Source organism: Aquabacterium fontiphilum, from assembly GCF_009909205.1.
Lineage (GTDB): Bacteria > Pseudomonadota > Gammaproteobacteria > Burkholderiales > Burkholderiaceae_C > Aquabacterium > Aquabacterium fontiphilum.
The window spans coordinates 167,819-187,197 of the sequence record NZ_JAAAPN010000003.1; the positions used below are offsets into that span (position 1 = coordinate 167,819).

Sequence of the window (19,379 nt, forward strand, 5' to 3'; positions counted from 1 at the left end):
TCAGGCCTTCTGGCCGATCTTGCTTTCCTGCCCGGCCAGCAGCTTACGGATGTTGGCGGCATGGCGCCAGATCAGCAAGGCGCTCATCAAGGCCACGGCGCCCGTCATCATGCCCAACCCATGGAACCACGCTTCCAGCAACGGTGCGGCCAGCGAGGCCGTCAGTGCAGCCAGCGACGAATAGCGGAACACAGCGGCCATCGTCAGCCACACCAGCAACACCGCGCCGCCCAGCGCGGGCGCAAAGCCCAGCAGCACGCCGGCGGCGGTGGCGACGCCCTTGCCGCCCTCAAAACGGAAGAAGACCGGCCACAGGTGGCCAATGAAGGCGCCCAGGCCCACCGCGGCCACAGCGGGTGCCGGCCAGCCCAGGGCCACCACCGCGGCCACCGGCACATAACCCTTGAGGGCATCGAACACCAGTGTCAGGATGGCGGCCCCCTTGTGCCCGGAGCGCAGCACGTTTGTGGCTCCGGGGTTGCCCGACCCGTAAGTGCGGGGGTCGTCGAGACCGAAGAGTCGGCTGACGATCACCGCAAAAGAGAGGGATCCGATCAGGTAGGCTGCCAAGGCGCCAATGGCAGCCAGGGCGGGCAGGGGCAAGGCATTCGGGTTCACGAGGCAAAAGATGGCTGACGCAACAAACCCGCCAGTTTAGTGCCTGCGCCGTGGCAGGCCGGTCGGCGGCACGTCGGGCGGGTTTATCCCACGTCGGGGAACGCGTGGTGCTCCGCACAATGCCGCCCATTCAAGAGGCGCAACCCGGGACCGACCATGATCACCTACGACCGTTCGAGCTCAAGCATGTGGAAGCGCGGCTGGCTGTGGGTGCCGCTGGTCGGTGTGCTGGCAGGCGCGGCCTTCTGGTGGTGGCAGATGCGTTTGCCCGGCCAGCAGGCGGATGCGCGCGCGGCCGCTGGGAGCGCGTCCAGCGGGGGCGCCATCCAGCCATTGGACGGCGGCGGTGCACTGACGCCCTTGCCAGCGCCCACCCTGGGCGGTCCTCGTCCATCGGACTTCACCGAGCCTGAATGGGCTGCTTTGAAGGAGGCCATGTCCCGAACGGACAACCCCGAGCGTGAGCTGGCTCGCGTGGTGGCCTATCTACGTTTCCAGCGCAGCTTCGAGCGGTGGCAGAGCCTGCAGGACAGCCCTGATGCGCGCGCCCGCCATGCGCTGGCGCAGCAGTTGATCGAGGGCGTGCCCGAGCGAGTGCGGCAGGGCGAGATCGGCATGGGCGAAGCCATGCTGCTGCAGACCGCATTGCTGGTCGACATCGAGCCCGATGAGCAGGCCCGCAAACAGCGCCTGGAGCGGCTCCAGGCCGAGCTCGCCGAGGCTGCACCCAAGCCGGACGCCGAACAGCAGGCCCGCGAGGCGGCCTTGCTGGCTGAGTACAAGCGCCGCGAGGCGGCCATTGTGGCCGACTACCAGGCGCGTCCCGAGAGCCAGCGCAACCACGCGCAGCTCGAAGAGGCGCTTGAGGCTGCGCGTCGGTCGGTTTATGGAACGGGCCGCCCCTGAGGCCGACACCTGCGTGTGCGGGCCCGGTGGGGCCGATAGAATCGGTCCCACATGAGTTCACGATTCATCCGATCCATGGGCTGGAAGCCCGCGGCCGTGCTGGCATTGATGCTGGTACTGGTCTGGTACCACGCGGCAGTCCTGGCGCCGTTCATTCTGGCCACCGTGCTGGCCTATGTGCTGCGCCCCCTGGTGGTCCGGCTGGTAGCTTGGCGTATGCCGTTGCCGCTGGCCATCACGCTGTGCCTGCTGATGGTTGCCGTTCTTGGCGCCACGCTCGTCGTGCTGCTCGTGCCCATCGTCTCCGAGTTGGTGCCGCTGCTGCGCAATCGCCTGCCAGATCTGGCGGTGCAGATCTGGCGTGACGTCATGCCATGGTTCGCCCAATGGGGCATCCACGTCCCGGAAAGTGTCGACGAATGGCGCACTGAACTCACCAACCTGTTGCAGAACCATGTGCCGCAATGGAGCGGTGCGTTGTGGCGCTCTCTGGTGGTGGGGGGCAGCAACCTGATCATGCTGGTGGGCCTGGCGGTGCTGGTGCCGATGCTGGCGTTCTACTTCATGCTGGATTGGCCTCATCTCACGGAGCGCGCCCGCATGTTGCTGCCTGTTCGCTGGCGCCATGCCCTTGACGGACTGGTGGGCGAGATCGATGAATTGATGGGGCAGTACCTGCGCGGTCAGCTCATCGTGATGCTGATCCTGGCGGTGTATTACAGCGTGGGTCTCGGGTTGGCGGGCTTTTCGCTTGCCTTGCCCATCGGCGTGTTCACCGGGCTGGCCGTGTGCATTCCCTACGTCGGCTTCGGCCTGGGGCTTGTGCTGGCGCTGCTGGCCGGCGTGGTGCAGTTCGCGCCGACCGAGGCCGGCTGGGTCTACCCCATCGCGGTCATCACCGTGATCTACGGGATCGGCCAGGCCGTCGAAAGCTTCTTCCTGACCCCCCGTCTGGTGGGCGAGCGCATCGGGCTGCATCCGCTGGGCGTGATCCTGGCACTGATGCTGTTCGGGCAATGGCTGGGTTTCTGGGGCTTGCTGATCGCCTTGCCTTGTACCGCGTTGTTCACGATCCTGGCGCGTCATGCCGTGCGGGTCTGGCAAGGCAGCCGCTACTACTTGAGCGACTGATTCGTGTCCTCGATGACCATGGCGATGGCCCCCGACGCGCCTGCTGATCGTCCCGTGACCATCTGGGCAGGTGCCCCCGCGCCCGCCATGCGGCAACTGCCGCTGGACCTGGGCCCGGAGCGCCCCCAGACCCTGTCGAGCTATGTGGCTGGCAGCAACGGCGACGCCGTGAGCTGGCTGACCGCCTGGCCCCCGGCCGGTCAGGCACCGTCTCCCGTCTATCTCTGGGGGGCCGAAGGCAGTGGCAAGACACATCTGCTGCGCGCCTTGCTCGCCCGGGCCCTTGCACAGGGCTGGGGCGCCATCTGGCTGGCGCCGGGCAGCTGTCAGATGTGGGACGGCCACGCGCCTGAAGCGCCTACGCTGGCGCTGATGGACGACTGCGGTGCGCTGCACCCTGACGAGCAGCATCTGGCCTTCAACCTGTTCATCGAATCGGCCGGATCGGCCTCTCGCGCGGCCGAAGAGGGCGGGCCCTTGCACGTGGCTGCAGCGGGCCATGCCCCGCCTGTCGATCTGCCGGTGCGCGACGACCTGCGTACGCGCCTGGGCTGGGGGTGGGTGTTTCACCTTGCGCCGCTGGATGAAGCGGGGGTGCGGCAGGTGTTGGCTCAGGAGGCCGAGCGCCGCGGGCTGGGCTTGCCCGATGAAGTGCTCAATTACCTGTTCGCGCGTCACAGCCGGGACCTGAGCGCGCTCATGCGCCTGCTGGATCAGCTGGACGCCTATGCCCTGTCTGCTCATCGGCCGGTCACCGTGCCGCTGGTGCGTCAGGTGTTGTCTCTGGAGACCCCATGAATCTGTGTCTGTTCGATCTGGATCACACCCTCTTGCCGCTGGATTCGGACCACGAATTCGGCGAGTTCATCATTCGGCAAGGGCTGGTCGACCCCGACGACTACCGCCGTCGCAACGACGGCTTCTACCAGCAGTACTGCGACGGTACCCTGGTGCTGGATGAGTACATTGCCTTTACCACCAGCGTGTGGCGCGAACTCGATGTCGCCGCGCAGCAGGCGCTGCAGCAGGCGTTCATGGAAGAGGTGATCCTGCCGGCCATTCAGCCTCAGGCGCGTGAGCTGGTCGAGCGCCACCGCATGGACGGTGACCTGCTGGCCATCGTCACCGCTACGAACGAGTTCGTGACGCAGCCCATCGCCGATGCGTTCGATGTGCCGCATCTGCTGGCCGTGCGACTGGCACGGGATCCGCACGGCCGCGTCACAGGCTCGATCGACGGTGTTCCGTCGTTCAGAGAAGGCAAAATCACGCGTGTGGAACAATGGCTGGCTGGCCTGGGCCGGCAGTGGTCCGATTTCGAGCGGATCAGCTTCTACAGCGATTCCCCCAACGACCTGCCTTTGCTGGAGCGCGCCAGCCACCCGGTCGCCACCAACCCCAGCCCCTCGCTGGAAGCCGTGGCGCAAGAGCGCGGCTGGCCGATCCTTCGTTTGTTTGCATGATCAAAACCCTCATCAACAAGATCCTGGGCAAGGGCCCCGCGGCCATGCGCAGCGGCGCCGCGACGGGCGCCCGCGCCGCACGCGCGCCGCGCATCCCCGTCGGCAAGCGTGTGGATGTGCCGCAGAGCGAGCACGGCATTGACCCGAACCTGCTGGATGACCGCGCCCGCAGGGTGGTCGAGACCCTGCAGGAGGCCGGCTACGAGGCCTACATCGTGGGCGGCGCCGTGCGCGACCTCATCCTCGGGCATCGTCCCAAGGATTTCGACGTGGCCACCAACGCCACGCCCGAGCAGGTCAAGGCCTTGTTCCGTCGGGCGTTCATCATCGGCCGGCGCTTCCGCATCGTGCATGTGGTCTATGGCCGGGGGCGTGAGCACGAGGTCATTGAAGTCTCGACCTTCCGCGCCTACCTCGACCCCAATGCGGCCGAGCAGGTGGCGGGCAACGAAAAGACCTCCAAGCGCGAACTCGCCGACAAGTCGCATGTGGTGGACGCCAGCGGCCGCGTGCTGCGCGACAACGTCTGGGGTCCGCAGGACCAGGACGCAGCCCGCCGCGATTTCACCGTCAACGCGATGTACTACGACCCGCACACGGGCGTGGTCGTTGACTACCACGGCGGCATCAAGGATGCGAAGAAGCGCGTGCTGCGCATGATCGGCGATCCGGCCACGCGTTACCGCGAGGATCCGGTGCGCATCATCCGCGTCGTGCGTTTTGCAGCCAAGCTGGGCTTCGACATCGACCCGCGTACCCGCGAGCCCATTCGTGAGATGGCCGCCCTGCTGGAGAACGTGCCGCAGTCGCGCCTGTTCGACGAAATGGTCAAGTTGCTGCAGACTGGTCATGCACAGGCCTCGTTGGCCGAGTTGCGCAAGCAGGGGCTCGACCGGGGTGTGTTCCCGATTCTGGATGCCGTGTTCGACGAGTCGCGCCGCCATCCGGGGCGAGACCGCTTCGTGCAGCTCGCGCTGGCCGACACCGACCGCCGTGTGGCAGAAGACAAGCCGGTGGCTCCCAGCTTTCTGCTGGCCTGCCTGCTGTGGCACGACGTGTTGGCGCACTGGCAGCGCTACCAGGCGCAGGGCGAGCCCGCCTTCCCGGCGCTGCAGTCGGCCATCGATGAGGTGTTCAATGCCCGCGTCGGCGACATTTCGGGCCGAGGCAAGCTCGGCGCCGACATGCGCGAGATCTGGTCCATGCAGCCCCGTTTCGACCGACGTGTCGGCAACGGGCCGTTCACCCTGGTCGAGCAGCCGCGGTTCCGAGCCGGCTTCGACTTTCTGCGTTTGCGGGCGCAGGCAGGCGAGGCCGAGACGGCGCTGGCCGACTGGTGGGAGCGGTTTTCGCTCGCTGATGACGGCGAGCGACGCCAGTTGTTGCAAGAGGCGCGCGAGCAGGAGGCGATGCGTCGAGTGGGGCGCGCCCAGGGGGGAGGCCATCCGGGCGCCTCAGAGGCTGAGGGCGAAGGCGGGGCACTCGCGCCGGCACGCAAGCGACGCCGCCGTCGGCGCAAGCCTTCCGGCGAAGGCGGGCGGGGCGATGCGGGCGGTGGAGACGCCGCGGGCGGCGACGGCGAATGATGGTGGGCATGCCGTCCTGGCAAGGTTATGTGGGCCTGGGGGGCAACCTGGGCGACGTGCGCCAGGCACTGGCTGATGCCGTGCGTGCGCTGGCGCAGACGCCCGGCGTGCAGGTCGATGCGGTCTCCAGCCTTTACCAGACGCGCCCCGTGGACGCTGGCGGGCCGGATTACCTCAATGCCGTGGTGGCCGTGACGGCGACGCTGGGACCGCAGGAGTTGCTGTCGGTGCTGCAAGGGCTGGAGCAGGGCGCAGCCCGTACACGGCCTTTCCGCCATGCGCCGCGCACGCTGGACGCGGACCTGCTGTGGTATGGCGGGCTGCATTGCGATACCGTCAGGCTGACCTTGCCGCACCCACGGATGTTGCGGCGGGCTTTTGTGCTGTGCCCGCTGGCCGAGGTGCTGGCTGCACTGGGACGTGATCCCGCGCGCGATTTGCCGGATCTGGCGTGGCCAGACGATGCGCTGTGCCAATCGCTGGCGGGAGAGCAGGGCATTTTTCGCTTGGGCCCGCTGGAGTATTGAACAATATCGGGGTATAATCGCGGGCTTTGTTGGTTGGGCTTGTTGCATGAACGCATGCACCGCCTGCCGGCAGGCCGGATGCAGCCGGCTTTCGGGCACATTTTCTGCCACGGGCAGTTCGGGCCGTTTTCCTCCGCGGAAACGGAAAACGGGCTGAACCCCGCACCACCCTCACGGGATGAGGGTGCACGGCAAGACTGTGAGGGAAGCGGTCGCAACGGTCCGTCCAGGCCATGCTCAAGCCCGTTGAATGCATTCACATTGAAAGCGAAACCGAATGACGACCATCCGTGTCAAGGAAAACGAGCCGTTTGACGTGGCCCTGCGCCGCTTCAAGCGCACCATCGAGAAGCTGGGTCTGCTGACCGAACTGCGCGCTCGCGAGTTCTACGAAAAGCCCACTGCCGAGCGCAAGCGCAAGAAGGCTGCCGCCGTCAAGCGCCACTACAAGCGCGTGCGCAGCATGCAACTGCCCAAGAAGATGTACTGATCGGCGGTTGCCGGGCGGGCAGGCCAGTTTGGCCCCTGCTTGACACCTTGAGCCCGCGCGGGGACGCCCATGCGGGCTTTTGCTTTTTCACGAGCCCTTTTCATTGTTTCGACCATGAGCCTCAAAGACCGCATCACCGAAGACATGAAGGCCGCCATGCGCGCCAAGGAAACCGAACGCCTGGGCGCCATCCGCATGCTGCTGGCTGCCATGAAGCAAAAGGAAGTCGATGAACGCATCACGCTTGATGACGCGGCCGTGGTGTCGGTGGTCGACAAGCTCATCAAGCAGCGCAAGGACGCGGCCCAGCAATACGAGGCTGCCGCCCGGGCGGATCTGGCCGACAAGGAGAAAGCCGAGATCGCTGTGCTGGAAGCCTACCTGCCCGTGCGCCTGAGCGCCGAGGAGATCCAGGCAGCCGTGCAAGCCATCGTGACCGAGCTGGGCGCCAGCGGTCCTGGCGACATGGGCAAGGTCATGGGCGTGGTCAAGCAGCGTCTGGCAGGCCAGGCCGACATGGGGCTGGTTTCCGCTGCCGTCAAGGCGACGCTGGCTGGCTGACACGACGCATCGGGCTGATACGCTACCTCTGATCGCCAACCACTCCGCCACTTCACTTTCTGGAGCCGCCATGAGCCAATCCGTGACCCTGCAACCCATTGCCGAAGACGTCTACGCCGCTCCGCAGCTGACCCCGGAGGCCATGGCAGCCGTGGCCGAGGCCGGCTTCAAGTCGGTGATGAACAACCGTCCCGATCTCGAAGGCGGCCCTGACCAGCCGCGCAGCGCAGATGTCGAAGCCGCCGCGGTGGCTGCCGGCCTGGCCTATGCCCACCTTCCGGTTCAGGGCGGATACCAGTCGCCCGAAGAGATTGCGCAGTGCGCTGCTTTGCTCAAGACCTTACCGCGCCCCCTGCTGATGTTCTGCCGCAGCGGAGCCCGCTCGACCAAGCTCTACATGCAGGCCGTCTCGCTTGAGGACTGAGTGGCGATGGCCACGGTGACAAGGCAGGCATGCAGCACTACATTCGTTTGATGGATGCGCTGGCCCGGCTGGGCGGGCTTGGGGCAGCGTGGGCCCTGCTGCTGGCTTGCCTCATCAGCGCGGGCGTGGCTGTGGCGCGCTATGCCTTCAGCGTAGGCTCGAATGCCTGGCTTGAGATCCAGTGGTATCTGTTCGGCATGGCAGTGTTCCTCGGTGCGCCTTTGCTGCTCAAGCTCAACGAACATGTGCGGGTCGACGTGCTTTATGGCGGGCGATCGGCTCGCACCAAGGCCTGGATCGACGCGCTGGGCCTGCTGTGCGTGCTGATCCCGCTGTGCGCCATCGTGGCCTGGTTGTCGTGGCCGGTTGCCTGGGATGCTTACCTGCAGCGTGAGATGTCGCCCAGCGCCGGAGGCTTGATCCGGTGGCCCATCAAGGCCGCCATCCCCCTGGGCTTTGCATGGCTGGCGCTTCATGGGCTGGCCGAACTGTTTCGGCGCGTGGTTTTTCTGCGTGGCGACGGTGAGCTGAATCTGAATTACGAGAGGCCCATGCAATGAGCGGCATGGAGATGCTGGCGCCCGTCATGTTCGCCAGCCTGGTGCTGGCCATGCTGGTGGGCTTTCCGGTGGCTTTCACGCTGGGCGGCCTGGGTCTGGGCTTTGGCTTCTATGCCGTCTCGCAGGGCTACTTTCCCGAGGCCTTCATGGCCAACCTGCCGCTGCGGCTGTTCGGCATCCTCTCCAACGAGCTGCTGCTGTCCATCCCTTTCTTCACATTCATGGGAGCCATCCTTGAGCGTTGCGGTCTGGCTGAAGACCTGCTCGAGGGCACCGCCCACTTGTTCGGGCGATTTCCGGGCGGCATCGCCTTTGCCGTGATCGTGGTGGGCGCTATCCTGGGTGCCATCACCGGCACGGTGGCGGCCAGCGTCATCGCGATGGGCGTGATTGCCCTGCCGGTGATGATGCGTGCGGGCTACAACATGCGGTTTGCCTCGGGCGTGATCGCTGCCTCTGGCACCATCACCCAGGTCATTCCGCCGTCGCTGGTGCTGATCATCCTGGCTGACCAACTGGGTCGTTCGGTCGGCGACATGTATCTCGGCGCCATCGGTCCATCGCTGCTTCAGATCGCCATCTTCCTGGGCTTTACCTTGCTGGTGGCCCTGATGCGCCCGCAGTGGGTGCCGCCGTTGCCGGAGTCCGCGCGCACGCAGCGCGGCTGGCCGCTGATGCGCCGCGTGCTGTGGGGCATGCTGCCTTCGATGGCGTTGATTTTTCTGGTGCTGGGCACGCTCTTCATGGGCTTGGCCACCCCGACCGAGGCGGGCGCCATGGGCGCTGTGGGCGCCATGGTCCTGGCGGCCCTGCACCGGCGCCTGAACACGACGCTGATCTGGCAAGCCATGCAGTCCACCATGCGGGTCACGGTCATGGTGATCTTCATCCTGCTGGGCTCGAGCGTCTTCTCACTGGTGTTCCAGGGGGTGGACGGCCACGTCTGGATCGAGGACATGCTGGGCGACCTGCCCGGTGGCCCGGTGGGCTTCCTGATCGCGGTAAACCTGTTCATCTTCTTCCTGGCGTTCTTTCTCGATTTCTTCGAGATCGCCTTCATCGTCGTGCCGCTGCTGGCCCCGGTCGCGCAGGCCCTGGGCATCGATCTGGTCTGGTTCGGCGTGCTGCTGTGCGTCAACATGCAGACCAGCTTCATGCACCCGCCGTTCGGTTTTGCGCTGTTCTACCTGCGTGGGGTGGCCGACCAGATTCACAAGAGCGGAGCGATTTCGCAGCCGATTGCCTCGCGGGATATTTACCTGGGCGCCATCCCCTGGCTGGCCATGCAGCTGCTGCTGGTGGCGGTGCTGATCTTCTGGCCCGAGTCGGTGACCTACTGGCTCGACAAGGAGGCAGCGGTCAATGTGGACGATGTCACGATCGACATGCAGATCGAGGACATGGGTGGGGACCCGCTCTCGCTGCCCACAGAGCCTGGTGAGGATGGGACGGAGGCTGCCCCTGGCGGCACGTCGGATGGCGCGCTTGACGTCAGGTGAGCGTCAGGTGAGCGCCAGGTAAGCGTTGGGCGAATGTCCGGGGTGAATGTCAGGCCGCTTCGGGCTCTGCCCGCGTGGCCAGATACAGCGACAGCACGGCGAGTCCGCCCACGATGCCCCACAGCAGGGGGCGCGGGCCGAGCATCACGGCTGTGACGGCCGCGCTGCCGGCAATGCCGGCAATCGCAGCCAATTTGCCTTTGCGGCTGATCTGGCGCTTTTCTACCCACAGGCGCAGCGTCGGGCCGAAGCGGGGATGGGCCAGCAGGCGGTTGCGCATACGCGGGTCGCCCTTACCGTAGGCCCACAAGCCCAGCAGCAGGAAGACCGTGGTGGGCATGACCGGCAGGAAGGCGTTGATGACGCCGATGCCGAAGAAGAGGGCGCCGAGGCTGCGCCAGGTCTGCTGCAGGGCGCGCTCGCCCCAGTCCCGGCCACCCATGCGGGCCACGGCGGGACGGATCCCATGCGGGCGGCGGACCGCCCGTTGTGTGCTCAAGGATGCTGAGGCCATGTGCTGCGCTCCAGATAAGCGGCTGAACCCATGATGACACCGTTCAGCCCATGTCGTCACCGTGATCGACCCTGATGTGCCCGGGCTTGAGCCCGATGCACCTCCCGGGGCGTTGCAACCGTGACGTTCTCACTGTAAGCGCGCCTGGCGAGGCCGTCCAATACGGCCTGCCTGTGGCGCTCATGGCCACAGGCTATCGCGCGGTCAGAGCTTGGCTGCCTGCATGTAGCGGTCGTAGGTGGCCTCTGTGAAGCGGAACCACATGTTCTGGTCGGCGCGGAACTTGGCGTAATCGGTATACACCTTGCGCCAGGCCGGATTCTTCTCGTTGAGCTCGGCGTAGATGTCCATCGAGGCTTTGAAGGCCGCATCCAGCACCGGTTTGGGGAACTGCACCAGCTGGGTCTTGGCCGCCACGAGCTGCTTGAGCGCGATGGGGTTGCGGGCATCGTAGCGGGCCTGCATCTCGACATGGGCCTGCGAGGCGGCGACCTCGATCATGGCCTTGTACTCGGCGCTGAGCGCGTTGTAGGCCTTGCTGTTGATGAAGAAGTCCAGCTGCGGACCGCCTTCCCACCAGCCGGGGAAGTGGTAGAACGGCGCCACCTTGTGGAAGCCCAGCTTCTGGTCATCGTAGGGGCCCACCCACTCGGCCGCGTCGATCGTGCCTTTTTCGAGCGCCTGGTAAATCTCGCCGCCCGGCAGGTTCTGCGGGACGGCGCCCAGTCGCTCGATCACCTTGCCGGCAAAGCCGCCAATGCGGATCTTCAGCCCCTTCATGTCGGCCAGGCTTTTGACGGGCTTGCGGTACCAGCCGCCCATCTGCGCGCCGGTGTTGCCGCCTGGGAAGTTCACGATGTTGTACTTGGCGTAGAACTCGCGCATCAGTTTGAGGCCGTTGCCTTCGTACATCCAGGCCGACATCTGGCGCGAGTTGAGACCAAACGGGATGGTGCACCCGATGGCGAAGGTCTCGTCCTTGCCGACGAAGTAGTAGGGGGCGGTGTGCGCCATCTCGACGCTGCCCGACTGCACGCCATCCACCACGCCGAACGGGGGCATCAGCTCGCCACCGGCATGCACCGAGATCTGGAACTTGCCGCCTGACATCTCGGAGACCTTCTGCGCGAACACGTCGGCTGCGCCGAAGATGGTGTCCAGCGACTTGGGAAAGCTCGAGGCCAGGCGCCAGCGCAGTTGAGTCTGTGCATGGACGATGGCGGGTGCGGTACCGGCGGCCAGCACACCGGCGATGCCAGCGTGGTGAAGAAAGGAACGGCGTTCCATAGGGGGCTCCTGAAAATCGGTCTGCGATGCGCAGGATTCTAGGGAGCGCCGTCATGGGTCCACCTCCTGCAGGGGGCGGACTTACCCGGGGGCGGGGCCGTTCGTCAGTGACCGGCCACCTTCATGCGCTCGATCAGCATCGAGCCCACGGTCTTGCTGCCGTAGGTGTAGGCGTCGGCGCCGATGGCCACGATCTGCTGGAACATCTCGCGCAGGTGCCCAGCGATGGTGATCTCGTGTACCGGGTACTGGATCACGCCGTTTTCGACCCAGTAGCCGGCCGCGCCGCGCGAGTAGTCGCCCGTCACATAGTTCACGCCCTGGCCCATCAGTTCGGTCACGAACAGTCCCGTTCCCAAGCGCTTGAGCATGGCGTCCAGGTCGTCGCCGGGTTGCGTGAGCTGGCTGCTCATGAAGAGGTTTTGCGAGCCGCCCGCGTTGCCGGTGGTCTGCATGCCGAGCTTGCGTGCGGAGTAGCTCGACAGGAAGTAGCCCTGCACCACACCGTTGCGCACCACGCGGCGCTTGCGCGTCACGACCCCTTCGTCATCGAAGGGCGCGCTGCCTTTACCCTTGGGGATGTGCGGGTCTTCGACGATGTCGACGTGCTTGGGGAAAATGGGCTCACCGAGGCTGTCCAGCAGGAAGCTGGCCTTGCGGTACAGCGCGCCACCACTGGTGGCCTGCACATAGGCGCCGAGCAGGCCGGCGGCCAGCGTGTTCTCGAACAGTACCGGTACCTCGCAGGTGGCGATCTTGCGTGACTTCAGGCGCGACAGCGCCCGCTCGGCGGCATAGCGGCCCACCGCTTCGGGCGAGGCCATGTCACGGGCATCGCGCTCGGAGGTGTACCAGAAGTCGCGTTGCATGTCGCGCCCGCGACCGGCGATGGGCGAGACCGACAGCGAATGCCGTGAGCTCGCGTAGCCGCCACGGAAGCCGGCGGTGTTGCCGGCAAAGAAGTGCGATTGTTGTGCCGAGACACCTGCGCCTTCGGAGTTGGTGATGCGGCCGTCGACCGACATCGCCGCCCCTTCACACCGGCGGGCCAGTTCGGCTGCACCTTCGGCATCGATGGCCCAGGGGTGGAAGAGGTCCAGATCGCGTTTGGCCGCGCGCCCCGTGGCCAGATCGGTCGGGTCGGGCAGGCCGGCGGCCGGGTCTTCGGCGGTGTAGCGCGCGATGTCGTAGGCCGCGCGCACCGTCTGCGCCAGCGCCTCGGAAGAGAAATCGGAGGTGGTGGCGTTGCCGCGACGCTGGCCGACGTAGACCGTCACGCCAATGGTCTTGTCGCGGTTGCGCTCGACGTTTTCGAGTTTGCCCTTGCGCACCGAAACCGACAGACCCATGCCTTCAGAGACTTCGGCCGCCGCGTCGGTGGCCCCCAGCTTGCGTGCCAGCGTCAATGCGTCCTCGACCAGTTGCTGGAAGGCGTCCTGGCTGTAGGCAAAGCCGTGGGAGGGCCCGGTATTGGCTGTGCGGGGGGCGGTGGGGCGTGTCGACTTGTGTGCGGGCATGGGGTGCGGCAAGGCGGGTGGAGCGGCTGAATGCCGCACTGGGCCTCGTATCATAGCGAGGACATGAACGCACACCTTCACGACCACGACGGGCGGGACGCACTGGACGACGCCGAAGACGGCAGCCAAGGGCGCCCCAGCCGCAGCGCACTCAAGCGCGCCAGCCATGAACTGCAGGCCCTGGGCGAACAATTGCTCGGCCTGCCAGACAGTCACCTGAACGATCTGACGATGCCGGATCGCCTGCGCGAGGCCATTGCCGACTGCAAGAAGATGAAGGCCGGCGAGGGCCGCCGCCGCCAAATGCAGTTCATTGGCAAGCTGATGCGCGATGTCGACCCTGAGCCGCTGCGTGAGGCTGTAGCCGTCTTCCAGCTTGGCCACGCCCGCAATGCGCTGGCGCTGCACCAGGCCGAGCGTTGGCGCGCGGATCTGTTGGCCGAAGAGCGCTCGGGGCTTGATCGGTGGCTGGCCGAGCACCCGGACACCGACGTGCAGCGCCTGCGCACGCTGATCCGCAACGCCCGCAAGGATGCGGCAGCCGCACCCGAGCAGCGCAGCGGCCGCGCCTTCCGCGAGTTGTTTCAGTTCATCAAATCGGCGCTGGCTGACGCTGACGCGCAGGCGCAAGCTGCCTCGCAGCGCGGGGCGGATGACGAGGGTGCGCCATGACGGTTGCCTCGGGCTTGGATGCCGTGCGCATCGGCGTGGTCTCCGTCAGCGACCGCGCGAGCACGGGCGTCTACGAAGACAAGGGGCTGCCGGCACTGCAGGACTGGCTGGGGCGGGCCATTCGTAACCCGATCAGCTGGGTGCCGCGCCTGATTGCCGATGAGCGGGCCTTGATCGCCGACACCCTGCGCGAGCTGGTGGACGATGCCGACTGCCATCTGGTGCTGACCACTGGGGGCACCGGCCCGGCGCCACGCGATGTCACGCCCGAGGCCACGTTGGATGTGGCCGACAAAGAGATGCCTGGCTTTGGCGAGCAGATGCGCCAGATCAGCCTGCGCTTTGTGCCGACCGCCATCCTGTCACGCCAGACAGCGGTGATCCGCAAGCAGGCACTCATCCTGAACCTGCCCGGGCAGCCGAAGTCCATCGCGGAAACGCTCGAAGGCCTGCGGGATGCTGAGGGCCGCAGCATCGTCCCGGGCATTTTCGCTGCCGTGCCGTATTGCATCGACCTGATCGGCGGGCCTTATATCGAGACCGATCCGCGCGTGTGTGAGGCGTTTCGGCCAAAGTCGGCTCGGCGGGTTGTGCAGGCGTGAGCGTCGGGGAGCGTCGGGCGGGTCATTCGCTGAATGCATCAGCCTGCATGCAGATAATGCAGTTGATTCATCTGCGGCGGGTTTCTACACTAGTTCGCTGACGCGGGGTCGGTTCGATGCGCTCGGATGCGCGGGGCCGGTCGTGCGGTTTCGCCCAACAGAGGAGACCATCGCCGATGAGCGACAAGCACAACGAACAACTGATCGACCAGGCCGGCCAGGTACGCACTGGCGAAGAGGTGGATGCCGCCAAGGTGACGGCCTACCTGCAGACCCAGGGGATGCAGCTTGAAGGCCTCCCCGAAGTGCAGCAGTTTCCAGGCGGGGCATCGAACCTGACCTACCTGCTGCGCTATGCCAACATCGATCTGATCTTGCGCCGGCCGCCCTTCGGGCACATCGCCAAGTCGGCCCACGACGTGGTGCGCGAGGCGCAGATCATGCAAAAGCTCAAGCCGGTGTACCCCACGGTGCCGGTGATCCACGCCATCTGCGAAGACACCGAGGTGATCGGTGCGCCGTTCTATGTGATGGAGCGGCTGGTAGGCTACATCCCGCGCCAGAACCTCTCGCCTGAGCTGGGGCTGGACGAGGCGAAAACGCGGCAGCTGTGCCTGAACGTGCTGGACACGCTGGTCGAGTTGCACAAGCTGGATCCGGCCCGAGCAGGACTGGACACCCTCGGCAAGGGTGAGGGCTACGTGGCCCGGCAGGTTGAAGGCTGGACGAAGCGCTATCGCGCGGCGCGCACGGATGACGTGGGCGATTTCGAACAGGTCATGGCCTGGCTGGCCGAGAAGCAGCCCAAGCAGGAAGTGGCCATCCGCCTGATCCACAACGACTTCCGTTTCGACAATGTCGTGCTGGATCCGAACGATCCGCTGAAGGTCATCGGCGTGCTGGACTGGGAAATGGCGACGCTGGGCGATCCGCTGATGGATCTGGGCAGCTCGCTGGCCTACTGGGTGCAGGCCGACGACGACATGTTCATGAAGGGCTCACGGCGTCAGCCCACCAACGCCAAGGGCATGCTGACCCGCGACGAGGTGATCCGCTACTACGCCGAGAAGACCGGTTTCAGCGTCGACAACTTCGATTTCTACACGGTCTATGGCCTCTTCCGCCTGGCCGGCATCGCGCAGCAGATCTACAAGCGCTTCAAGGAGGGCAACGCCCGCAACCCGGCGTTCGCCACCTTCGGCCCGTTTGTCAGCTACCTGGAGCAGCGCTGCCTGGGCATCATCGCCCAGTCCAAGCTCTGATCACGCCGCTCACCCTCGCTCGTTTATCTGCACCATGACCACCCCGTTTAACCTCAAGAACCCGTTTGACCTGACCGGCAAGGTCGCCCTCGTCACTGGCTCCAGCCGCGGCATCGGCGAGGCCATTGCGCGCCTGCTGGCCGCACAGGGCGCGCACGTGATCATCTCCAGCCGCAAGGCCGAGCCCTGCGAGGCCGTGGCGGCTTCCATCCGTGAGGCCGGCGGCAAAGCGTCTGTATTGGCCTGTCACATTGGCGAGATGGAGCAGATCGATGCCACCTTCGCGGCGATTGAAAAAGAGTTCGGTCGGCTGGACATCCTGGTCAACAACGCCGCGGCCAATCCGTACTTCGGTCACATCACCGATACCGATGTGGGCGCTTTCCAGAAGACGGTGGACGTCAACATCCGCGGCTACTTCTTCATGTGTTCGCGCGGCGCCAAGCTGATGGCCAAGAACGGCGGCGGCTCGATCGTGAACGTGGCATCGGTCAACGGCATCATCCCTGGCATGCTGCAGGGCATCTACTCCATCACCAAGGCGGCCGTGATCTCCATGACGCACGCCTTTGCGAAGGAGTGCGCGCCGATGAAAGTGCGGGTGAACGCGCTGCTACCGGGCGCCACGGACACGAAGTTCGCCTCGGCGCTGACCAGCAACGAGATGATCCTCAAGACCGTGCTCGCCCACGTGCCGATGAACCGCGTGGCCGATCCGTCGGAGATGGCGGGCGCGGCGCTGTACCTGGTCTCGGACGCCGCCAGCTACACCACGGGCACCTGCCTGAACGTGGACGGCGGCTACTTGTTGGCCTGACACAGTCGCGCGCAGACAGCACAAAGCCCGCATGTGCGGGCTTTGTCGTCAGGGCTGCCGAGGCCATCGGGTTGTCGGGCCCAGCGTCGCGCTGGCGGTATTCATTTTACGAGCCGGTTGAGCTCGTCGGCGTTGAAGGTTTCGGTCTTCTGGGCGTCCTGCGGCATGCAGTCGCGCCCGAGGTCGCTCTGGGCGCAGGCGGCGAGCTTCTCGACCGCCTGCCACAACAGGGCGATTTGGTGCTCGTGGCCCGCCGTGTTGTCGATGATGCCCCGAAGGGCCTGGGACAGTGGGTCATCGCCTTCGGTCACGCCGTAAGCCGAAAAGCCCATGCGGGCCGCCACCGCCTCGCGCTCGGCCTGCTTTTCGTCGAGCACCTGCTGCTTGGCCACGATGATGCGCGCCGGGTTGCCCACGGCCGTGGCCCCTTCGGGCACCGGCTTGGTGACGACGGCGTTGGAGCCGACCCGTGCGCCATCACCCACGGTGAACCCGCCCAGCACCTGGGCATTGGCCCCGACGATCACACCCTTGCCGAGCGTGGGATGGCGCTTGGCGCCTTTCGACAGCGAGGTGCCGCCCAGCGTGACGCCCTGGTAGATCGTGCAGTCGTCGCCGATCTCTGCGGTTTCGCCCACGACCACGCCCATGCCGTGGTCGATGAACACCCGGCGGCCGACGCGGGCCCCTGGGTGAATTTCAATGCCGGTGAAAAAGCGCGACCAGTGCGACACCCAGCGACCCAGCCATTTGAAGCCATGCGTCCAGCACCAATGCGCGAAGCGATGCATCGTCAGCGCGTGCAGACCTGGATAGCAGGTCAACACCTCCCAGGATGTGCGCGCAGCGGGGTCGCGGTCCAGGATGCAGGCGATGTCTTCTCTCAGACGGGCAAAGAGCATGGCGCGGGGCAGGGCGTTCTTGTGTTCAGCACTTCAGTGTAGCGGGCCCGCAAAGGGCGCAGACGCAGGCGGGTTGCGTGGCGCAGGCCGGTGCTGGCGTTTCAACGGCTTCGATTGGCCTGGATGGCACGGGCCATGCCTCGCAGGATGTGCACTTCCTCTTGACGCAACTCGGCGCGGTTGAGCAACTGGTTCAGGCGCGGCATCAGCTTCTTGGGGCTGTCCGGGTCCAGAAAGCCGATCTTCACCAAGGTGTCTTGCCAGTGGGCGAGCACGCCCTGGATGGCCTGGGCATCGGCCAGACTGGCGTCGGGCGTACGGGGTTCGACGGGGAAGCCCCCGAGGGCCTGCCGCCATTCGTAGGCCAAAACCTGCACGGCCTGCGCGAGGTTCAGTGAGCCGTAATCCGGGGCGGTCGGGATGCTGATCACGGCGTGGCAACGGTAAACGTCTTCATTGGCCATGCCGTGGCGCTCGCTGCCGAACACGAAGCCCAGACGATGGCACGGCTCGGCCTGGGCCAGTCGGGCCAGGCCTTCCCTCGGCGTGAGCGTGGGTGGGCCGAAGTCGCGCGGGGTCATGGCCGTGGCCAGGGCGAAAGTCACGCCGTCGAGCGCGGCCTCCAGCGTATCCACCACGCGCGCTCGTACGAGGATGTCTGCCGCCCCGCTGGCCATGGCCACGGTTTCTTCCTGCGTAAGCACGTCCGCAAAGCGCGGGCGCACCAGCACCAGATCTGAAAATCCCATGACCTTCATGGCCCGCGCGACCGCGCCCACATTGCCCGGGTGGCTGGTGTCGATCAGGATGAAGCGGGTCGGGTCTGGTTTCGGGTTCAAGTTCTGGCGGTTTGGCAGATCGGTCACGTCAGGCATGCGTGCATGGGGGTGCACAGCGCGGCCCCCGTTGGATACAATGCGCGATTCTCGCTCTTTGTTCACTGCTGCGCCCGTTTGTCCGCCGGTTTAGACGCCGGGTGGCCGTTCGTTTTTGTCCGTTGCGCCCGCATCGCGTCGGGGGCTGCGGCGTTTTGTTCTGGTTCGAAGGTTTCTCATGTCTCAAACCCTGCACCCCATGCTCAACATCGCCATCAAGGCGGCTCGTGCCGCGGGGGCGATCATCAACCGGGCGTCGCTGGACATCGAGCGTCTCACGGTCACCGCCAAGTCGCACAACGACTTCGTCACCGAGGTGGACCGTGCAGCTGAAGAAGCCATCATCGCCACCATTCTTGAGGCCTATCCTGGCCACGGCATCCTGGCCGAAGAGTCTGGGCGCGCCCAAGGCGCCAAGCACAGCGATTACGTCTGGATCATCGATCCGCTGGACGGCACCACCAACTTCATCCACGGCTTCCCGGTCTACGCGGTGTCGATCGCGCTGACCTTCCGTGGTCAGGTGCAGCAGGCGGTGGTCTATGACCCCACCCGCAACGATCTGTTCTATGCCTCGAAGGGCAAGGGCGCTTTCCTCAATGACCGCCGCATCCGTGTCTCCAAGCGCACGCGCATGCTGGAAGCGCTGATCGGCACGGGGTTCCCCTTCCGCAAGGGCGACAACTTCCAGCGCTACATGCGCATGTTTGAAGACGTGATGGTGCAGTGCGCCGGCCTGCGCCGCCCGGGCGCGGCCTCGCTCGACCTGTGTTACGTGGCGGCCGGCTACTACGACGGTTTCTTCGAAACCGGCTTGAGCCCCTGGGATGTGGCCGCGGGCGCGCTAATCATCACCGAGGCTGGTGGCCTGGTCGGCAACTTCACCGGCGAGCCGGACTACCTTTACCAGCGCGAGATCGTGGCCGGTACGCCGCGCATCTATGGCCAGCTGGTCAAGACGCTGGCGCCCTACACCCGGGTGATCAAGGAAGATGACGCGCCCGCAGCCGAGGACGAGGCCGTGACGCCCGAGGCGGCCCTGCAGCAGGCGGCCGAAGCAGCTGAGTCAGTCGAACCGGCCGCAGCGCCCGCCCGCCGTGTGCTCAAGGCCAAGGCTGCACCGGCTGCAGACGCCGACACCCGCGGCGACGACGCCCCGTTCTGAC

22 protein-coding genes are annotated in these 19,379 nt (G+C 65.9%); 16 read left to right on the forward strand and 6 right to left on the reverse strand.

Features of this window, described 5'->3' with window-relative positions; genetic code table 11:
• Positions 1 to 618 (reverse strand): glycerol-3-phosphate 1-O-acyltransferase PlsY, encoded by a 618-nt coding sequence (gene plsY, locus GTZ97_RS04550; protein ID WP_330863548.1) that lies wholly within the window; start codon positions 616 to 618, stop codon positions 1 to 3.
• Positions 619 to 774: 156 nt separating this feature from the next.
• On the opposite strand from plsY, the gene GTZ97_RS04555 reads away from it, so the two are divergent.
• From GTZ97_RS04555 to GTZ97_RS04605, 11 genes are all read left to right on the forward strand, one after another.
• Positions 775 to 1,524: a hypothetical protein gene (locus GTZ97_RS04555; RefSeq protein ID WP_161649337.1), complete on the forward strand. Its 750-nt coding sequence runs from the start codon at positions 775 to 777 to the stop codon at positions 1,522 to 1,524.
• 51 nt (positions 1,525 to 1,575) lie between these two features.
• Positions 1,576 to 2,655 carry an AI-2E family transporter gene (locus GTZ97_RS04560; RefSeq protein ID WP_161649338.1) on the forward strand — a complete coding sequence of 360 codons (1,080 nt, stop codon included), beginning with the start codon at positions 1,576 to 1,578 and terminating at the stop codon, positions 2,653 to 2,655.
• A gap of 18 nt (positions 2,656 to 2,673) precedes the next feature.
• Complete coding sequence (hda, locus tag GTZ97_RS04565; protein ID WP_236651014.1) at positions 2,674 to 3,453, forward strand: DnaA regulatory inactivator Hda; 780 nt, start codon at positions 2,674 to 2,676, stop codon at positions 3,451 to 3,453.
• Positions 3,450 to 4,118, forward strand: a complete 669-nt coding sequence (locus GTZ97_RS04570) for a histidinol-phosphatase (protein ID WP_161649339.1) — start codon at positions 3,450 to 3,452, stop codon at positions 4,116 to 4,118. Before hda ends, GTZ97_RS04570 begins: the two co-directional genes overlap by 4 nt.
• The gene (gene pcnB / locus GTZ97_RS04575) at positions 4,115 to 5,704 is read left to right on the forward strand and encodes a polynucleotide adenylyltransferase PcnB (protein WP_161649340.1); all 1,590 of its coding nucleotides are present in this window, start codon (positions 4,115 to 4,117) and stop codon (positions 5,702 to 5,704) included. Before GTZ97_RS04570 ends, pcnB begins: the two co-directional genes overlap by 4 nt.
• Before the next feature lie 8 nt (positions 5,705 to 5,712).
• The gene (gene folK / locus GTZ97_RS04580; protein WP_236651015.1) at positions 5,713 to 6,231 is read left to right on the forward strand and encodes a 2-amino-4-hydroxy-6-hydroxymethyldihydropteridine diphosphokinase; all 519 of its coding nucleotides are present in this window, start codon (positions 5,713 to 5,715) and stop codon (positions 6,229 to 6,231) included.
• 277 nt (positions 6,232 to 6,508) lie between these two features.
• Entirely contained in the window at positions 6,509 to 6,721 is a 213-nt protein-coding gene (rpsU, locus tag GTZ97_RS04585; RefSeq protein ID WP_161649341.1) for a 30S ribosomal protein S21, read from the forward strand.
• Positions 6,722 to 6,835: 114 nt separating this feature from the next.
• Positions 6,836 to 7,282, forward strand: a complete 447-nt coding sequence (locus GTZ97_RS04590; protein ID WP_161649342.1) for a GatB/YqeY domain-containing protein — start codon at positions 6,836 to 6,838, stop codon at positions 7,280 to 7,282.
• Positions 7,283 to 7,352: 70 nt separating this feature from the next.
• Complete coding sequence (locus GTZ97_RS04595; RefSeq protein ID WP_161649343.1) at positions 7,353 to 7,706, forward strand: protein tyrosine phosphatase family protein; 354 nt, start codon at positions 7,353 to 7,355, stop codon at positions 7,704 to 7,706.
• Between the two features lie 29 nt (positions 7,707 to 7,735).
• A complete protein-coding gene (locus GTZ97_RS04600; RefSeq protein ID WP_161649344.1) occupies positions 7,736 to 8,266 on the forward strand; it encodes a TRAP transporter small permease subunit in 531 nt (176 codons plus the stop codon).
• Positions 8,267 to 8,271: 5 nt separating this feature from the next.
• On the forward strand, positions 8,272 to 9,765 hold the full coding sequence (locus tag GTZ97_RS04605) for a TRAP transporter large permease (RefSeq protein WP_236651016.1): 1,494 nt from the start codon (positions 8,272 to 8,274) through the stop codon (positions 9,763 to 9,765).
• A 49-nt stretch (positions 9,766 to 9,814) separates the two neighbouring features.
• On the opposite strand, the gene GTZ97_RS04610 is transcribed toward GTZ97_RS04605, so the two are convergent.
• The 3 genes from GTZ97_RS04610 to pmbA all read right to left on the reverse strand — a co-directional run bounded on the left by GTZ97_RS04610 (position 9,815) and on the right by pmbA (position 13,083).
• Positions 9,815 to 10,279: a YbaN family protein gene (locus GTZ97_RS04610; protein WP_161649347.1), complete on the reverse strand. Its 465-nt coding sequence runs from the start codon at positions 10,277 to 10,279 to the stop codon at positions 9,815 to 9,817.
• Between the two features lie 204 nt (positions 10,280 to 10,483).
• The gene (locus tag GTZ97_RS04615; RefSeq protein ID WP_161649348.1) at positions 10,484 to 11,566 is read right to left on the reverse strand and encodes a TRAP transporter substrate-binding protein; all 1,083 of its coding nucleotides are present in this window, start codon (positions 11,564 to 11,566) and stop codon (positions 10,484 to 10,486) included.
• A gap of 104 nt (positions 11,567 to 11,670) precedes the next feature.
• Complete coding sequence (gene pmbA / locus GTZ97_RS04620; protein WP_161649350.1) at positions 11,671 to 13,083, reverse strand: metalloprotease PmbA; 1,413 nt, start codon at positions 13,081 to 13,083, stop codon at positions 11,671 to 11,673.
• A 63-nt stretch (positions 13,084 to 13,146) separates the two neighbouring features.
• On the opposite strand from pmbA, the gene yjgA reads away from it, so the two are divergent.
• From yjgA to GTZ97_RS04640, 4 genes are all read left to right on the forward strand, one after another.
• Entirely contained in the window at positions 13,147 to 13,755 is a 609-nt protein-coding gene (yjgA, locus tag GTZ97_RS04625) for a ribosome biogenesis factor YjgA (protein ID WP_161649352.1), read from the forward strand.
• Complete coding sequence (mog, locus tag GTZ97_RS04630) at positions 13,752 to 14,357, forward strand: molybdopterin adenylyltransferase (protein WP_161649353.1); 606 nt, start codon at positions 13,752 to 13,754, stop codon at positions 14,355 to 14,357. Before yjgA ends, mog begins: the two co-directional genes overlap by 4 nt.
• A 176-nt stretch (positions 14,358 to 14,533) precedes the next feature.
• Positions 14,534 to 15,619 (forward strand): phosphotransferase family protein, encoded by a 1,086-nt coding sequence (locus GTZ97_RS04635; RefSeq protein WP_161649354.1) that lies wholly within the window; start codon positions 14,534 to 14,536, stop codon positions 15,617 to 15,619.
• Positions 15,620 to 15,653: 34 nt separating this feature from the next.
• A complete protein-coding gene (locus tag GTZ97_RS04640; protein ID WP_161649356.1) occupies positions 15,654 to 16,436 on the forward strand; it encodes an SDR family oxidoreductase in 783 nt (260 codons plus the stop codon).
• Between the two features lie 101 nt (positions 16,437 to 16,537).
• On the opposite strand, the gene cysE is transcribed toward GTZ97_RS04640, so the two are convergent.
• Positions 16,538 to 17,338 (reverse strand): serine O-acetyltransferase, encoded by an 801-nt coding sequence (cysE, locus tag GTZ97_RS04645; protein WP_161649357.1) that lies wholly within the window; start codon positions 17,336 to 17,338, stop codon positions 16,538 to 16,540.
• A gap of 101 nt (positions 17,339 to 17,439) precedes the next feature.
• A complete protein-coding gene (locus tag GTZ97_RS04650) occupies positions 17,440 to 18,213 on the reverse strand; it encodes an RNA methyltransferase (protein ID WP_161649359.1) in 774 nt (257 codons plus the stop codon).
• Positions 18,214 to 18,391: 178 nt separating this feature from the next.
• Here GTZ97_RS04650 and GTZ97_RS04655 point away from each other — a divergent pair, with 178 nt between their 5' ends.
• Positions 18,392 to 19,378, forward strand: a complete 987-nt coding sequence (locus GTZ97_RS04655; protein WP_161649360.1) for an inositol monophosphatase family protein — start codon at positions 18,392 to 18,394, stop codon at positions 19,376 to 19,378.
• Position 19,379: the final 1 nt, after the last annotated feature.

What these genes read in the sequence shown, in the direction of transcription:
- GTZ97_RS04555 (WP_161649337.1), top strand. Translation starts at nt 775, where the DNA reads ATGATCACCTACGACCGTTCGAGCTCAAGCATGTGGAAGCGCGGCTGG.
- GTZ97_RS04560 (WP_161649338.1), top strand. Translation starts at nt 1,576, where the DNA reads ATGAGTTCACGATTCATCCGATCCATGGGCTGGAAGCCCGCGGCCGTG.
- hda (WP_236651014.1), top strand. Translation starts at nt 2,674, where the DNA reads ATGGCGATGGCCCCCGACGCGCCTGCTGATCGTCCCGTGACCATCTGG.
- GTZ97_RS04570 (WP_161649339.1), top strand. Translation starts at nt 3,450, where the DNA reads ATGAATCTGTGTCTGTTCGATCTGGATCACACCCTCTTGCCGCTGGAT.
- pcnB (WP_161649340.1), top strand. Translation starts at nt 4,115, where the DNA reads ATGATCAAAACCCTCATCAACAAGATCCTGGGCAAGGGCCCCGCGGCC.
- folK (WP_236651015.1), top strand. Translation starts at nt 5,713, where the DNA reads ATGCCGTCCTGGCAAGGTTATGTGGGCCTGGGGGGCAACCTGGGCGAC.
- rpsU (WP_161649341.1), top strand. Translation starts at nt 6,509, where the DNA reads ATGACGACCATCCGTGTCAAGGAAAACGAGCCGTTTGACGTGGCCCTG.
- GTZ97_RS04590 (WP_161649342.1), top strand. Translation starts at nt 6,836, where the DNA reads ATGAGCCTCAAAGACCGCATCACCGAAGACATGAAGGCCGCCATGCGC.
- GTZ97_RS04595 (WP_161649343.1), top strand. Translation starts at nt 7,353, where the DNA reads ATGAGCCAATCCGTGACCCTGCAACCCATTGCCGAAGACGTCTACGCC.
- GTZ97_RS04600 (WP_161649344.1), top strand. Translation starts at nt 7,736, where the DNA reads ATGCAGCACTACATTCGTTTGATGGATGCGCTGGCCCGGCTGGGCGGG.
- GTZ97_RS04605 (WP_236651016.1), top strand. Translation starts at nt 8,272, where the DNA reads ATGGAGATGCTGGCGCCCGTCATGTTCGCCAGCCTGGTGCTGGCCATG.
- GTZ97_RS04610 (WP_161649347.1), bottom strand. Translation starts at nt 10,279, where the DNA reads ATGGCCTCAGCATCCTTGAGCACACAACGGGCGGTCCGCCGCCCGCAT.
- GTZ97_RS04615 (WP_161649348.1), bottom strand. Translation starts at nt 11,566, where the DNA reads ATGGAACGCCGTTCCTTTCTTCACCACGCTGGCATCGCCGGTGTGCTG.
- pmbA (WP_161649350.1), bottom strand. Translation starts at nt 13,083, where the DNA reads ATGCCCGCACACAAGTCGACACGCCCCACCGCCCCCCGCACAGCCAAT.
- yjgA (WP_161649352.1), top strand. Translation starts at nt 13,147, where the DNA reads ATGAACGCACACCTTCACGACCACGACGGGCGGGACGCACTGGACGAC.
- mog (WP_161649353.1), top strand. Translation starts at nt 13,752, where the DNA reads ATGACGGTTGCCTCGGGCTTGGATGCCGTGCGCATCGGCGTGGTCTCC.
- GTZ97_RS04635 (WP_161649354.1), top strand. Translation starts at nt 14,534, where the DNA reads ATGAGCGACAAGCACAACGAACAACTGATCGACCAGGCCGGCCAGGTA.
- GTZ97_RS04640 (WP_161649356.1), top strand. Translation starts at nt 15,654, where the DNA reads ATGACCACCCCGTTTAACCTCAAGAACCCGTTTGACCTGACCGGCAAG.
- cysE (WP_161649357.1), bottom strand. Translation starts at nt 17,338, where the DNA reads ATGCTCTTTGCCCGTCTGAGAGAAGACATCGCCTGCATCCTGGACCGC.
- GTZ97_RS04650 (WP_161649359.1), bottom strand. Translation starts at nt 18,213, where the DNA reads ATGCCTGACGTGACCGATCTGCCAAACCGCCAGAACTTGAACCCGAAA.
- GTZ97_RS04655 (WP_161649360.1), top strand. Translation starts at nt 18,392, where the DNA reads ATGTCTCAAACCCTGCACCCCATGCTCAACATCGCCATCAAGGCGGCT.